We start from the raw sequence: 14,881 nt of genomic DNA on the forward strand, positions 1-14,881 counted from the left end.
CTATAACAGTGACAGTGCGGAAGAGTAGACAGACGGGACATCTGCTCTTACCTTCTTTTGTAGCAAAGATAATACCAGATTCGCCACATTGTTCATTCATGTGGTGATGTCGTGATTGCAGTGCGATCATTGATACTTGACAAGACAAAAATCTCTTATAATACACACAGAAGTTTATGGTGCCAGGGAGTACATGCATGCAGGAATCTTCACTTGACCTTACCGCAGTGACGCGCCGGATCATCAGTGCCCTCTTCCTGGCGCAGAGCTTAGCCTCAGCCGCCTTTATTGCCAACATTGCAGTCAACGCGATTGTTGGCGCCCGTTTGAGTGGCAACGATGCGCTGGCCGGATTACCCTCGACGCTGATGTTGGCTGGTGCAGCGATAGCCGCATATCCGGCCGGACGGGCGATGCAGCGGTTTGGCCGTCGTCCAGGGTTGATCATCGGCATGCTCCTTGGCGTAAGTGGAATGCTAATCGATGGGATAGCAGTCATCGGCCATTCCTTCCCCCTCTTTTTAATCGGGCTATTTCTGGTCGGTACAGCACGAGGGATTACCGATCAGAGTCGTTATGCTGCTGCCGATGCCGTACATCCTGATCGACGTGCCAGTGCAATCAGTACGGTGGTTTTTGCCAGCACAATCGGCGCCGTTGGCGGTCCACTGCTCGTCGGGCCACTTGGTCAGATCGCGCTTGCCGGTGGGTTGCCTGAATTGACCGGGCCAATGTTTGGGGGTGCGATCCTCTTTGGACTAGCAGCGTTGACCCTGTTCCTGTTCTTGCACCCTGATCCGCGATTGTTAGCGATCCATCCAGGGCGTCACACTACTTCGGTCAATCAGCTTCAACCCGTGACCCGATCGCCAGGGGCCATTTTACGTCTGCCATCAGTGCGTACCGGTTTAATCAGTATGGTACTGGGGCAAGTGGTGATGGTATTGGTAATGAGTGTCACCTCACTCCACATGAGTCATCATCACCATGGCCTTGATAGCATTTCACTAGTCATTGGTGCACACACCTTTGGGATGTTTGGCCTCTCGATGCTCACCGGACGCCTTATCGATAGACTGGGACGCACCCCGACCATCATCATCGGTACCTGGCTCCTCATTGCCGGCGCCCTCATCGCGCCAGCATCCCTGTTGACCCCCTGGTTAGCGGTAGGGCTATTTCTGGTGGGTTTGGGCTGGAACTTGTGCTACATTGCCGGTTCTTCACTGTTGGCTGATGCCACAACAGCCGGTGAACGTGGTGCAGTACAGGGGCTTAGCGATCTGCTGGTCAACCTTGGCTCAGCGTTTGGCAGTCTGAGCAGTGGTTTCATCCTGGCCGGATTGGGCTACCTTGCCCTTTGCCTGTTCGGTGCGATGCTCTGTTTAGTGCCGTTGAGTGCGGCGCTCTGGTGGGGGCAGCCGTTGCGGTCGGCTGTGAAGGGTATGGATTGATTGTCGTTTGCATTGAGTAAATGATCTGGCGCAGCCATCGCTGATACGGTATCACGGTAACCGGTAATGATGACGACCCCTACAGTGGAAAGGCAGAGCTATTCAGCACTTCATGTACGACTGATACAGTTCGATGTGAGCAGCACCGATCGCCTGCCAGTCGAACCGACGCGCAGCGGTGCGTGCCGCTTCACTCAGACGGGTACGGGCTATCGGGTTCTTCAGCAAGGTCGTTATTGCGGTGGTCAGGGCATCTGGGCGAGCGGCGGCAAACTGTACAACCCCGGTTAAGGCAGCGGCAGTCGTAGAAGAGGCTGGTGGTGTGGTGATCACGGCACAACCGTGAGCCAGTGCGGCGAGTAAGCTGCCGCGTCGGAGTGAGGCACCGTCGCGAAATGGGAGTACAACCAGATCACATGCGCTCAAATGGGCAGATACTTGCCCAGCAGTCACGTGACCGGTCACGATAACTCGGTCGCGGAGAGCGGGTATGCTCAGGCGTCGGTACACCTGTTCGGCAAACGCACGATCGGTCGCAGAGGTAGCTGTACCGCCGATGATCAGTAAGTGCCACTGCGGATGATCGATCACAACGTCGATCAGGAGATCAATCCCCTTACTCGGTGACAAGAGACCGAAATATCCGATCAACGCTTTATCACCGGTGACACCTAGTTCAGAACGCCATGCTGTGCGGTCATAGTCTGGCGGAAGTACCGGCTCGATATTTGCGCCAATGGGAATCAGGTGTGGTTGAAGACCGCTTGTGCGTAATTTGGCTTCATCTTCGGGGTTAGTGACGATAACTGCTGTCGCTGTCCGTGCTGGCAGCAGAGTAACCCATTCGCGAACCATCCCTGCTTTCGGAAAGAGGTACGGTGGAAGCAGATCGTGGTAGGTGATCGCAGTGGCAATATTGCTATGCCGTAAGATAGTGGGGAGCACGTTCACCCCGATGTGCATCCCATAGGCGCCAGTTTGATACTGAATGTGACACCAATCGGGTTGGAGTCGCCGTATATGTCTGATGAGTGACCCTAGCCCAATAAGGCGCCAACTAGCCATTCCACGATCAGAAGAAAGCGCTTGATCGCCCTCGGGTGAAACTCTTAAGATGCGCCAGCGCTGCTGCACGATTGTTAAGACCAGAATCTCATGCCCGGCATTTGCCAGGGTCTGGCCTAGTCGTTGGGTGTAATCGCCAACTCCGCCCGGCTGAGGTGGGTACTCACCGGTGATGAACAGGATTCGCATACGACCACGCTCCACGTTTGTCAGGTCTGCCATACGATACCACAAGTGAGCAGAGTGAGGGTAAACCACGAGTGAACCCTGATGCACAGACGGTTCACGAACCGCGCATCCCGATCTCTGCCTGCAACGGGCTATTTCAGATAGGCTCTTACGCTCTGAGCTGGCGGTCTGCGCTTTGGGAGTGCTCTTATCAATGCGCTCGTGTGACTTTGTCACTGATGATTTGCGAGCGTTCTGCTATTCTGAAATCAGACCTGGTGGGCAAAACATTGATTAAGGAGGGGAAAATGACACCGAATATGGGTAATATCGATCGCATTATACGTGTGGTCGTGGCATTGGTTGTAGCCGTGCTGATCGTTACGAACGTTCTGTCGGGAGTATGGGCGTGGATTGCCGGTATTCTGGCAGTGGTTTTCCTGGCTACCAGTGCGATAGGTTTCTGCCCATTGTATCTGCCGTTTCGGATCAAAACCCGTTAGTCGGCTAAAGTTGGTTTAAGACAGGAGGAGAAGGGGGGAATTTCGTTCCCCCCTTCTACGATTGATTCGCACGGGTTCCTTTACCTCTGGCTTGCGTCGTGCGGTCAGGCTGGAGAAGGACCTTAATGCGTGTGAATTCCCCGCTTTCAGGGAATCGAGGGGTGATGGGCTAACCAACCGCTGGGTTTGCGTGGAAATCAGCGTTCGTCGCATCAGCACGGCTGGCCCCCTCACCTTACCCCTGGCCCCCGCCCTCGCTTACCAGGGGTGAGAACGGTGAGAGGGTGTAGCGCATTCGTTGGGGGACAGTGCTATTGATCGGCACTGTCCTCTTTTCAACGGAAGCGGTAGGAGAGAGTGCAATGGGGGAAGCGCTCTCTCTCCTCACTCCTCTCTCCCCTCTTCCTCACCACCGCCGGGTAAGGTGAAAACGTTGAATAATCTTGCCCCTAATGTTGGATGGGCGGGTTGATGCAGCAAGTCTTCATTTTCTTCTCGCAGCGACTACACAAGTTTTTCACAATCCTCTGTCAGACTGTGATGTAGAGATCACGCTAGACAATTTGATCGACGGAGGTTCCCATGAAGATGAAGCAGAATTGGATCAACTTTCTGATCGATGGGGCGATGTTTCTCGCCTTTTTAATCGCGACTGCTCCTCGTTTGAGCGGACTGACGATTCATGAGTGGTTGAGCCTGTCACTCGCCGCAGCGATTATCACGCACCTGCCCTTACACTGGACCTGGATTATCAGCATTGGCAAGTGATTGTTCACGAAGACGACCTGGCGTTCACGTTTGAATTACCTCCTCAACGCGCTTCTCTTCGTCTCCTTTACAGTGACAATCGCTACTGGAATTTTAATCTCCCGTGAAGCCTTGCCGCTGCTTGGGATTACAATGGCTCGTGATCGCACCCTAGAGTTTTTGCACCATCAAGCCTCGGATATAACCGTACTCTTGTTGGGTCTTCATGTTGCGATCCACTGGAGTTGGATTATGGGGATGCTGCGCCGAATCATACCTGTCCGTCGTGCAAGTCGGTCGGTTGCAGTATCGCGCCAAATGGAAGGAGCGAACCAATGAAGCTGATCGGACGTATCCTCATTATTCTGGGTGTTGCCTGGCTCATTGTGATGGGGATGAACTGGCTACGAATGCAAAACATGCTACCGATCAACCCTGATACCGCTCGTTCAGAGCGTTTTGTGGATAGGGAACATCGTGAGGGGTTTATGCGCCCTGGAAGAGGCTTTGGTGAGTTTCGCGAACGTGGTGAGCGCCACTTTGAAAAACCATCTCTGGACGGTGTGGGCGACGTGTTGGGTACCCTCACCAAGATCGGCATTATTACCGGAATCGTCGTGGTTATCGACCGTATCCTGCGCTCTACCAGCCAACGCATGCGTCGGTCAGCAATGTTCGGTGAGTCGTAGTTCATGTTGATCGCCGTTGCCAAGTTATCACCGAGGGAACCGGCAAACACGGTGACCCTCGGTGGGAATCAAAGCTGGGTTTTCCGAGGCAATGCTGCGAAGGATACTTGACACCTCTCACCCACAACAGCAAAGGGCCGGAAAAAGATCAGCGAGGGTTCTCCGCCCTGCTCGTGTTTCAGCTCTCACTCTTCTCTTTCCCGTCATATCGGATCACGTGTCTATACTTGTGCACGCCATCGCTGCCATACGCCAACCGGATAACCTACCATCTTGGCCGTATCACCGGTCAGACGAATCAACGGCACGAGGCTCAATGCTATCAACCGTTCACCGAGCGAGCGACCGCCCAACCGTGACCAGAGCCGTCGGTAGGGGCCACGGGTATAGACCACCACGCCTGACCCGATCAACAGGCCAATGAATGCTCTGAGGTGTGGTCTGTGCAGCCCAATTGCCAGTAATCCACTCAGGGTTGAATAGATGGTATAGCGCAGGAGATGGCGGTGTGTCCATAAGCCGGCCCGTCCATCACCCCGGGCGTAGGTGTAGTACTGGCGCAGGAAAGCGCGCAGGGTAGAACGAGGGGTAAAGTGAACCACCGCTTCAGGGACGAAGGTACGGCGAAAGCCGGCCCGTTCGACGGCCAAATCGAAGAGCAGATCTTCGCAATGACTGGCCCACTCTGGAAAGCCACCGACCATCTCCCATACCTCTTTACGAAATGCCATTGATTTACCGAAAGGCAGGAAAGCAGCCGGATCGATCTCATAACTACGGCGGTAGTTCGTCTCGCCCAGGGCCAGGGCGAAGAGCGAACGGGGGGTCGGATGAAAGAACCCACCGACCAGATCGGCTTCGCCGGTTTCGATAGGAGCGATGATGCGGGCCAACCAGTGCGGATCAAGGGTTAGACCGGCGTCGGTACTGGCGATGATTGTGCCACGGGCATGCCGAATAGCATTGTTGCGCCCTGAAGAAATGTTATGTCCGCCGCGCACCAGCCGAATCTGCGGGTAACGCGCTGCATAGGCGGCTATGATCGCCGGTGTTGCATCGACGCTCTGACAATCGTTCATCACAATCTCATCAGCGGCACGAGTCTGGGCAAGCATTGAATCGAGCAGTGCCGCAACATTGTCAGCTTCATCACGTACCGTACAGATGATCGAAACCGTAACCTGGTTCATAGTCGCCACATATCAACAGCTTCTGGTACAATACTTGTATGTACCAACATTGAGCGTATTGTACCAGACGAGGTGGTCATGACAAGTGTGCACGGATTTGAATTACTGCGCGATGAGTTCATTCCCGAATTGAACACACGCGCTCGTTTGTATCGCCATATCAAAACCGGCGCCGAAGTTCTCTCTCTCGAAAACGATGATGAAAATAAATGCTTCGGTATTACCTTTCGTACTCCGCCCCGCGACTCAACCGGGGTTGCACACATTCTCGAGCATTCGGTGCTCTGCGGCTCACGCAAGTATCCGGTGAAAGACCCCTTCTTTACGTTGGTTAAGGGATCAGTACATACGTTCCTGAATGCGATAACGTTTCCTGATAAAACATCGTATCCTGTGGCCAGCACCAATCTGAAAGACTTCTACAATCTGGTTGATGTCTATCTGGATGCAGTGTTTTTTCCACGTATCACACCCGAAATACTCAAGCAAGAGGGCTGGCATTTTGAACTACCGGCACCTGATGCACCGCTAACCATTAAGGGGGTGGTGTACAACGAGATGAAGGGCGCCTACTCTTCGCCTGATGGGATGCTCTACCGCTACTCGCAGCAGTCGCTCTTCCCAGACACGACGTATGGTCATTCGTCAGGAGGCGATCCGCTGGTTATTCCCGATCTGACTTACGAGGTGTTCAAGCGTTTTCACGAGACGTTGTACCACCCCTCAAACGCCCGTATCTTCTTCTACGGTGATGATCCACCGGAGGAGCGGTTACGCATCCTCGATGAGTATCTCAGTCAGTTTGAGCGGATCGATCCGCCATCGCAGATCGAGAAACAGGAGCGCTTCGATGCACCGCGGACACTTGAGTATACCTTCAGTGCCGCTAGCGAAGAGCAGCAGAAGGGCATGGTTATGCTCAACTGGCTGCTCGATGACAATCGCGACCCGACCCAGCTCATGGCGCGTGAACTGTTGAGCTATATGCTGTTGGGCAACGCAGCCGCGCCTTTACGTAAGGCTCTGATCGATTCGGGTCTGGGCGAAGAGGTTTTGGGCGGTTATGAGAGCGATTTGCTCCAGCATACGTTTTCGGTTGGCATGAAAGGGATTGATCCGGCGCGGGCCGAACAGGTTGAGGAGCTGATTCTGCGCACGTTGCACGATCTGGCTGAACATGGGTTCGATCCTGAAACTGTAGCCGCTGCCTTTAATACCTTCGAGTTCAGTCTGCGCGAAAATAATACCGGTAGCTTCCCACGTGGTCTGGTGCTGATGATGCGCGCGTTGGGTACCTGGCTCTACGACGATGATCCAATTGCGCCGTTGCGCTTTGAGGCACCGCTGGCCGCAGTACGCGCTGCGGTCGCCAATGGCGAACGTCTCTTCGAGCGCATGATCCGCGAGCTGCTGCTCGATAACCCGCACCGTACACGGGTTACCTTGCGTCCTGACCCTGACCATGCCGCTCGGCTGGCGGCTGCCGAGCAACAACGAATCGAGGCGTTTGCTGCCACGTTAGATGCCGACAAGCGGGCGGCGCTGGTTGCTGAAACTCAGGCGCTGACTGAATGGCAGCAGACCCCTGATCCACCAGAAGCGCTGGCGGCTATCCCGACGCTGCATTTGTCTGATCTTGACCGCCATGTCAAGCGTATTCCAACCGAGATTGACGAACTGGCCGGCGTACCATTGCTGAGCCATTCACTGTTCACGAATGGTATTGTGTATCTCGATCTGGCGTTCGATTTGCGAGCATTGCCACCACATCTCTTGCCTTACGTCCCACTCTTTGCCCGCGCTCTGACCGAGATGGGAACGGCTACCTCCGATTTTGTGCGGCTCTTACAGCGGATTGGCCGTGAAACTGGTGGTATTTCGGCAGGAACGATGACCGCCACTGATCTTGTCTCGGTTGAGCCGGTTGGTCGGCTGATAGTCCGTGGCAAGAGCACACTGGCACAGGCGTCGGAGCTGCTCAAGTTGTTGAGTGAGATTTTGCTCACGGTGAATCTCGACAATGCTGAGCGCTTCCGCCAGATTGTTTTGCGTGCTCGTGCCAATAAGGAATCGTCGTTGGTGCCGGCAGGAAACACCTACGCTCGTCAGCGTCTGGCAGCACGTTTTGCGCCTGCTGAGTGGGCTGATGAACAGATGGGTGGTATTTCGGCGATCTTCTTCCTACGCCAACTCGAGCAGCGGATAACCCAGGATTGGCCTGGTGTGTTGGCCGATCTGGAACAGGTGCGCTCGGCGTTGATCAACCGACGTGGATTGGTCGCAAATCTAACGCTCGATGCTGAAGGGCAAAAGACGGTCGTGCCGATGTTGCAGGGCTTGCTCGCCGAACTGCCAGATCAACCGTACACACCCTTCTCGTGGCCGACGATCAGTACTGATGGTGGCGAAGGGCTGATTATTCCGGCGCAGGTAAACTATGTCGCGAAGGGGGTTAACCTCCATCTCTACGGCATTCGTCCGAGTGGCTCGGCGATGGTGGTCTTACGCCATCTGCGGATCGATTACCTGCTTGACCGGATTCGGATTCAGGGTGGCGCTTATGGCGCCGGTGGTAGCTATGATCGCAGCAGCGGTCTTTTCATCACAACCTCGTACCGCGACCCCAACCTGCTGCGCACCCTGGATGTCTATGATGAAATGGCTACGTACCTGCAAACGGTGGCCCTCGATCCGGCAACGGTCGAACGAGCAATTATCGGAACAATTGGCGATATGGATGCCTATCAGTTACCGGATGCAAAAGGCTACACGGCGCTGGTACGTTATCTGACCAGTGTCAGTGATGAGTATCGCCAGCAGATTCGTGATCAGGTATTAGCGACAACGCCTGCCGATTTTGTGGCCTTTGCTGAAGCTGCTGCGGCACTGCGCGATCACGGTCAGGTGGCAGTGCTGGGATCGGCTGAAGCGATTGAGGCAGCCAATCGTGAACGACCTGGCCTGCTGACCCCGGTGAAGGTCTTGTAAGCGACTACTGCAATATCACCCACTCGTCCATCTCATCAGCAGACGATAGACGAGTGGGTAGCGCAATTGCTTTACCGCCCTGCCCTTGATACTGCTCTGGAGGAGGCCATGACGGTCAACGACCCGACCAGCTCAATTGGAACGGTAGCTTACGAAGCAACTATTGCCGATCTACAGGCAGCGATGGAAGCCGGTACCCTAACCGCAGAAGCGTTGACGGTGGCCTGCCTCGAGCGGATTGCAGCGCTTAATCGAGCTGGGCCGTGCCTCAACGCTCTCATCGAGGTCAGCCGGGCAGCGTTGGAAACGGCGATTGCACTTGATCAAGAACGTGCGATACATGGGCCGCGTAGCCCGTTGCACGGTATACCGATTGTGCTCAAGGACAACATTGACACGCTAGATGACACCGCAACCACTGCCGGTTCATTAGCGCTGCTCGGCTCGCGTCCGGCCAGTGAAGCCACCGTTGCCGCTCGCTTACGGGCCGCCGGCGCCGTTATTCTCGGCAAAGCGAACTTGAGCGAGTGGGCGAATTTCCGCAGTACAACCTCATCAAGCGGCTGGAGTGCTCGTGGCGGACAGGCGCGGAATCCGTATGTTCTGACGCGCAGCCCATGTGGTTCGAGCTCGGGATCGGCGATTGCGGTGGCAGCCAGTCTTTGTGTTGCGGCAATCGGCACTGAGACCGACGGCTCGATCTCGTGTCCATCGGCATTGTGTGGTGTGGTTGGCATCAAAGCTACGGTTGGCTTAACCAGTCGTGCAGGGGTAGTTCCGATCAGCTCAACGCAAGATACCGTTGGTCCTCATGCCCGTTGTGTGGCCGATGCGGCGACTGTGCTCGGCATCATTGCCGGCCTAGACCCTCGCGATCCGGCAACGGCGGCCGCTGCCGGTCATGCTCGTCCTGACTACCGTAGTTGTCTCCAGGCTGATGCACTACGCGGCGCACGGATCGGTGTTTTGCGCAGTGACCGCTTCGCCGGTTTTGGTCGTCACGTTGAACGTGCGTTAACAACGGCGCTGATGGTGATGCGTGATGCGGGTGCGCATGTGGTTGATCCGGTCTCGCTACCCGATGAGGTGCTATCGTTTAATGATGCTGAGCTAACCGTGCTGATCTACGAATTCAAAGCCGCGCTGAATCGTTACCTGGCGAGTCGTGTTCCTGATCCGCAGGCATCGGTTTCTTCACCACGTTCGTTAGCAGAATTGATTGCCTTTAACGAACAACATGCTGATCAAGAATTGCGCTTCTTTGGGCAGGAATTGCTGCTGCGGGCCGCTGCCGCCGGTGACCTGGATGATCCAGTATATCAGCAGGCGCTGACGGCCAGTCGTGATGCCAGCCGTCAGGCACTCGATACCCTGCTCTATGAACAGCAGCTCGATGCGCTGGTTGCACCAGCAACCGGTCTAGCCTGGCCGATTGATCTGATCGGCGGTGACCGTTACCCTGGTGGGAGTAGCTCACTCGCTGCCCGTGCTGGTTATCCGATGGTAACCGTGCCGGCAGGTATGGCATTCAGTTTGCCGATTGCGATCAACTTCATCGGCACAGCGTGGTCGGAACCGATGCTGATCCGATTGGCATACGCTTTTGAGCAGGCTACGCGATTGCGCGAACCACCAACGTATCGTCAGCGTATCGAGGGTGATGACTAAGAGCCTATCCGGAATACCCTGTCGTAGAAGAAGATTCGGTTGGGGCGCAGCGCCACTGCGCCCGTACATTTATCAGGTTGTATCCGCCGTACCGTGAGACGATTATTCGGATAGGCTCTAAGTGTGTATCTGAATACGCTGAGAGGATGAGTTGCAACCGTGTCAGTGTCCGTCCTGCGGAGTGCGGCTGGCGGCCCTCACCTTCCCCCTGGCCTCCTTCCTCTCCGCTACGGGGAGCGGAAGGGGGAAGGTGGGGTGCGGGAGCGAAAGAGTGTTGGCAACGTTCCAAATGGTTGTTCAGGCAAGGTACGTGCCCAATGAAAAATCCGGGTTTTTGATCAGGTTTTGAGACGATGGACTGCTGAAACGATGCTTCAGCAGTCCATATATCTTAGCGGCGTGTCCCACACGGATGGGCTGCCTTCACCGCACCTCAAAAACCTCTTTATCAACCAGCTCGACTTCAACCGGATAATGTCCGGTGAAACAGCCGGTACAGAAGGTTGACGGATCACGACCGGTAGAACGGATCAGACCTTCAAGGCTCAGATAGGCCAGACTATCGGCGCCGAGGTGTTGCCGAATGCCCTCAATCGTCAGGCGGTGTGCGATCAATTCAGGGTAGGTCGCCATATCAACCCCCAGGAAGCAAGGATGGCGAATAGGTGGCGATGAGACGCGCACGTGTACTTCGCGTGCACCGGCTTCACGGAGCAATCGCACAATCGGCCCACTGGTGTTACCGCGCACGATGCTGTCGTCAACCAGCACCACACGTTTCCCGGCAAGATTATCGGGAAGCGCATTGAACTTGAGAGCGATACCCAATTGACGGAGCCGGTCGTCGGGTTGGATAAATGTGCGACCGATATACCGATTCTTGATTAACCCTTCTGAATAGGGAATCCCTGACTCTTGGGCATAACCAATTGCTGCGGGTGTCGCACTATCAGGCACCGCTATCACCACATCGGCGTCACAAGGTGCTTCACGGGCCAGTTCACGTCCCTGCGCCACCCGAATTGCGTGTAACACTTTACCATGAAGTATGCTGTCGGGTCGTGCGAAATAGATATACTCGAACAGACAGGCAGCAGTCCGCAACGATGGTTGAAGCGTAATCGTTTGTGGGCCATCGAGCGTAATCTTTACAATCTCACCTGGTTCAATTTCGCGCACAAAGGTTGCGCCAATAGTCCCAAGAGCGCAGCTTTCCGAAGCCACTACCCAGCCCTGATCGCTTAGTTGCCCTAGACACAAGGGGTGTAGGCCCCACGGATCACGTACCGCGTAAAGTGCATCGCGAGTCAGTACGGTTAGACAGTAGGCACCCTGGGCACGCACCATAAAGACCTTTAACTTCTCTTCCCATGTGCGCCCTTCGCCCCCAGCCAGCATTTGGGTAATGACCTCACTGTCACTGCTACTCGTCAGACCTACGCCGCGCTGTAGCAATTCGCGTCGCAGCACCGCTGCGTTGGTCAGGTTGCCGTTGTGTCCGACGGCCAGTGGGCCTAATGCGCTCTCGACCACGAAGGGTTGCGCGTTTTCAAGTTTTGATGAACCGGTGGTTGAATAGCGGGTATGACCAATCGCCATGTAGCCGCTCAGCGGACGTAACTTCTCTTCATCAAAGACCTGGGCTACCAGCCCCATGTTTTTGTAGTAGCGAATACTGCGGCCGTTACTCACTGCAATGCCGGCACTTTCCTGACCGCGATGTTGGAGTGCGTAAAGACCAAAAAATGTCAGGCGGGCAACGTCGGCGTCAGTGGCAACAATTCCGAAAATGCCACATTCGTGAACTGGTTTGTCGCCTGATACGGTGGGAATTGCAAACCCTTCAGCAATGGTATCATTACGATCAGGTACGCCGGTGAGCGATTGATCGTTCATGGGAATTTATCCTCCTGCGCGCAGGTTTGGGGACAGGTTGCATCATTGCATGCTATAGAAAGTATATCACGGATTATGGAACCTTCATTCAATCAATCATTACCATCGCAGCGGATTTCGTGGACAGTTGGTTGTCTGCTGATAGTAATACTGGCGATTGGATTGACGATCAACGGGTTCTTGCGTCTGGTTGAAATCGGTGTAAGCCTGTCTGGAGCTGGTGGCGGAGGACGGCTGATCGTGATTTGGATCAGCCTTGCCATCAGTGCAGTCATCTTCGCGATTTGGGTTGGCTTGACCAGAGGTGCAGTACGCGATGTCGCGTTGCGCTGGCTGGCAGCCTTGCCACTGCCTGCTATGCTGGCCGGTACCAGCCTTATTCCGTCAGTCGAGAGTCAGTTTCAGGTATTGGTACAGCTCGGCGTGTGCCTGTGCTACGCACTGGGGATCACCTGGCTTACCCGCCACCAACCATTTCACTGGCACTGGTCGCCACTGGTGTTGAGTATTGGCTTGCTTACCAGTCTGCCATGGCTGGTCATTGGCGCACCTGGTTCATGGTTTGATCTGGGGTTGGCCCTCTTGCTCGGCGGAGTGGTTGGCTGGATCGTTGGCCGATTGCTGATGTGGCGGCCACCGTTGAGCTGGCAGCAACCAACGACCGTTGGGGTGTGGCTAGCTGAAGGAGCCGCAATTGGCTTGCTGCTCCTTATAGTCAGTCGTGCACTGGGGCCGAACCACGCAGCGCTCATCTTTTTATTTAGCACACCGGCAGCGGGTTGGCTCTTGCTGTCGTTGGCTAAGGACGCAACCATACCTGCGATTACGTCGGTTGGAACGCTTTTTGGGGTGTGGTATATCGGTGTGCCGCTAGCGTTCACCGACTCAGATACGTTGCATCCCCTGTTCCTGTTCGGTAGCTTTCCCGAAGGTTTGCATCTTGCGATCCTGGCGGCAATCGGGCAGACGATCCTGGCGATTCTCGCTATACTGCTGATCCGTTATCTCCCTAACCGGCGCATACATACCATCGGTGCAGGCGTGCTCGCGGTTATGGGTGTCATGCTGCTCATTGTCGGCGGTCGGGCGGCGCCGAATGGCGACCGTCTATTTGTTGTGTTGCGCGATCAGGCGGTGCTTAATGGGCTGGAAACAATTGCCGACTATAACAAGCGGCGAACCGCGGTCTATCAGCGCCTCGTTAGTCACGCCACGATCACGCAAGCGCCGTTACGGTCAACGCTTGACCGCCTGGGTATACGTTACACACCGTATTACCTGGTCAATGGATTAGAGGTAGAAGCCGATCTGCCAGTGCGGCTATGGCTCCAGAGTCGACCAGAAGTGGCCGAGGTAATACCGGTACCCCATCTGCGACCGTTACCGATTAGCCCGCAAACGGCTGTAGGGAACGAACCGCCTCCGACAGAAACACCTTGGAATCTGGTTGCCATTGGTGCGCCAGAGGTGTGGGCGCGTGGTATTCGGGGGGCAGGCATTATTATCGGTCAGGCCGATTCAGGCGTTGATTACACGCATCCAGAATTGAGTGATGCCTACGCTGGTCGTACAGCGAGTGGTATTGAGCATACCTATCACTGGCTCGATCCCTGGACAAACGCTCCGGCACCGTATGATGTGAGTGGTCACGGTACTCATACACTGGCAACTGTGCTTGGCAATCAGGTTGGGGTAGCCCCTGATGCGACGTGGATCGGATGCGTCAATCTTGCCCGTAACCTCGGTAATGCACCGCGCTATCTTGATTGCCTGCAATTTCTCTTCGCGCCATACCCGTCTGGAGGTGATCCCTTTCGTGACGGGAATCCGACGCGCGGAGCGCATATTTTGAACAATTCGTGGGGATGTCCTTCCGACTTAGAAGGCTGCACGGTTATGTCACTGCAACCGGCGGTGCGCGCATTACGCATTGCTGGAGTCTTTGTGGTAGCCAGTGCCGGTAACGATGGCCCAGCCTGTGGCTCGCTCAATGCGCCACTTGCGATTTACGACGAGGTTATGACGGTTGGGGCCGTTGATGCTGAGGGTCGCCTGGCGATCTTCAGCAGTGTCGGTCCGGTACAGGTTGATGGAAGCCTGCGGCCCAAACCCGATCTGGTTGCGCCAGGTGTTGATATTCTGGCGGCTTTTCCCAACCAGAGCTACTACCGTGCCGAAGGCACTTCAATGGCTGGCCCGCATGTTGCCGGTGCGGTTGCACTCATGTGGTCGGCAAATCCTGCGCTCATTGGTGACATCGACACAACCACGCGTATCCTCAAGGAAACGGCCCGTCCTTATCCGCATAGTGATGGTGATCGCTGTGGGGCTGGAAACGGTGTTGGAGCCGGTTTACTCGATGTGGCAGCAGCGGTACGCCGGGCGTTGGGTGCGCGCTGAGAAGAGAGCAGGGCGCGTGTTGTGAGGGCGAGTGGTGGCGCCGCCAGGCGATGGTCTTTCGTCATTCCCAGCAGAGTGCGGTAGAATGCACAATGTGTTACAGAAGAGATGAG

11 protein-coding genes are annotated in these 14,881 nt (G+C 55.4%); 8 read left to right on the forward strand and 3 right to left on the reverse strand.

Features of this window, described 5'->3' with window-relative positions; genetic code table 11:
• Nucleotides 1-197 precede the first annotated feature (197 nt).
• Nucleotides 198-1,454 carry an MFS transporter gene (locus QTO31_RS05640; RefSeq protein ID WP_301428392.1) on the forward strand — a complete coding sequence of 419 codons (1,257 nt, stop codon included), beginning with the start codon at nt 198-200 and terminating at the stop codon, nt 1,452-1,454.
• 102 nt (nt 1,455-1,556) lie between these two features.
• Here the strand turns inward: QTO31_RS05640 and QTO31_RS05645 are convergent, their stop codons facing one another.
• Nucleotides 1,557-2,708: a glycosyltransferase gene (locus QTO31_RS05645; RefSeq protein WP_031458133.1), complete on the reverse strand. Its 1,152-nt coding sequence runs from the start codon at nt 2,706-2,708 to the stop codon at nt 1,557-1,559.
• Between the two features lie 287 nt (nt 2,709-2,995).
• Here QTO31_RS05645 and QTO31_RS05650 point away from each other — a divergent pair, with 287 nt between their 5' ends.
• The 4 genes from QTO31_RS05650 (at nt 2,996) to QTO31_RS05665 (ending at nt 4,626) form a co-directional block, all read left to right on the forward strand.
• Nucleotides 2,996-3,190: a DUF2892 domain-containing protein gene (locus QTO31_RS05650; protein ID WP_031458132.1), complete on the forward strand. Its 195-nt coding sequence runs from the start codon at nt 2,996-2,998 to the stop codon at nt 3,188-3,190.
• A gap of 582 nt (nt 3,191-3,772) precedes the next feature.
• Nucleotides 3,773-3,958 (forward strand): hypothetical protein, encoded by a 186-nt coding sequence (locus tag QTO31_RS05655; RefSeq protein ID WP_301428393.1) that lies wholly within the window; start codon nt 3,773-3,775, stop codon nt 3,956-3,958.
• Between the two features lie 30 nt (nt 3,959-3,988).
• Nucleotides 3,989-4,276, forward strand: coding sequence for a DUF4405 domain-containing protein (locus QTO31_RS05660; RefSeq protein ID WP_301428394.1), 288 nt, complete (start codon nt 3,989-3,991; stop codon nt 4,274-4,276).
• Complete coding sequence (locus tag QTO31_RS05665) at nt 4,273-4,626, forward strand: hypothetical protein (protein ID WP_301428395.1); 354 nt, start codon at nt 4,273-4,275, stop codon at nt 4,624-4,626. The genes QTO31_RS05660 and QTO31_RS05665 overlap by 4 nt, the downstream gene beginning before the upstream one ends.
• A 221-nt stretch (nt 4,627-4,847) precedes the next feature.
• On the opposite strand, the gene QTO31_RS05670 is transcribed toward QTO31_RS05665, so the two are convergent.
• Nucleotides 4,848-5,816: a glycosyltransferase gene (locus QTO31_RS05670; protein ID WP_301428396.1), complete on the reverse strand. Its 969-nt coding sequence runs from the start codon at nt 5,814-5,816 to the stop codon at nt 4,848-4,850.
• Between the two features lie 78 nt (nt 5,817-5,894).
• Here QTO31_RS05670 and QTO31_RS05675 point away from each other — a divergent pair, with 78 nt between their 5' ends.
• Both QTO31_RS05675 and QTO31_RS05680 read left to right on the forward strand, forming a co-directional pair.
• A complete protein-coding gene (locus tag QTO31_RS05675) occupies nt 5,895-8,804 on the forward strand; it encodes an insulinase family protein (protein WP_301428397.1) in 2,910 nt (969 codons plus the stop codon).
• A 96-nt stretch (nt 8,805-8,900) separates the two neighbouring features.
• A complete protein-coding gene (locus QTO31_RS05680) occupies nt 8,901-10,472 on the forward strand; it encodes an amidase (RefSeq protein WP_411278400.1) in 1,572 nt (523 codons plus the stop codon).
• 423 nt (nt 10,473-10,895) lie between these two features.
• Here the strand turns inward: QTO31_RS05680 and purF are convergent, their stop codons facing one another.
• Complete coding sequence (gene purF / locus QTO31_RS05685; protein ID WP_301428399.1) at nt 10,896-12,368, reverse strand: amidophosphoribosyltransferase; 1,473 nt, start codon at nt 12,366-12,368, stop codon at nt 10,896-10,898.
• Nucleotides 12,369-12,443: 75 nt separating this feature from the next.
• Between purF and QTO31_RS05690 the strand changes: the two genes are divergently transcribed.
• Nucleotides 12,444-14,768 (forward strand): S8 family serine peptidase, encoded by a 2,325-nt coding sequence (locus QTO31_RS05690; protein ID WP_301428400.1) that lies wholly within the window; start codon nt 12,444-12,446, stop codon nt 14,766-14,768.
• Nucleotides 14,769-14,881 lie beyond the last annotated feature (113 nt).

Source organism: Chloroflexus sp. MS-CIW-1 (assembly GCF_030444705.1).
In the GTDB taxonomy this organism is placed as follows: Bacteria; Chloroflexota; Chloroflexia; order Chloroflexales; family Chloroflexaceae; genus Chloroflexus.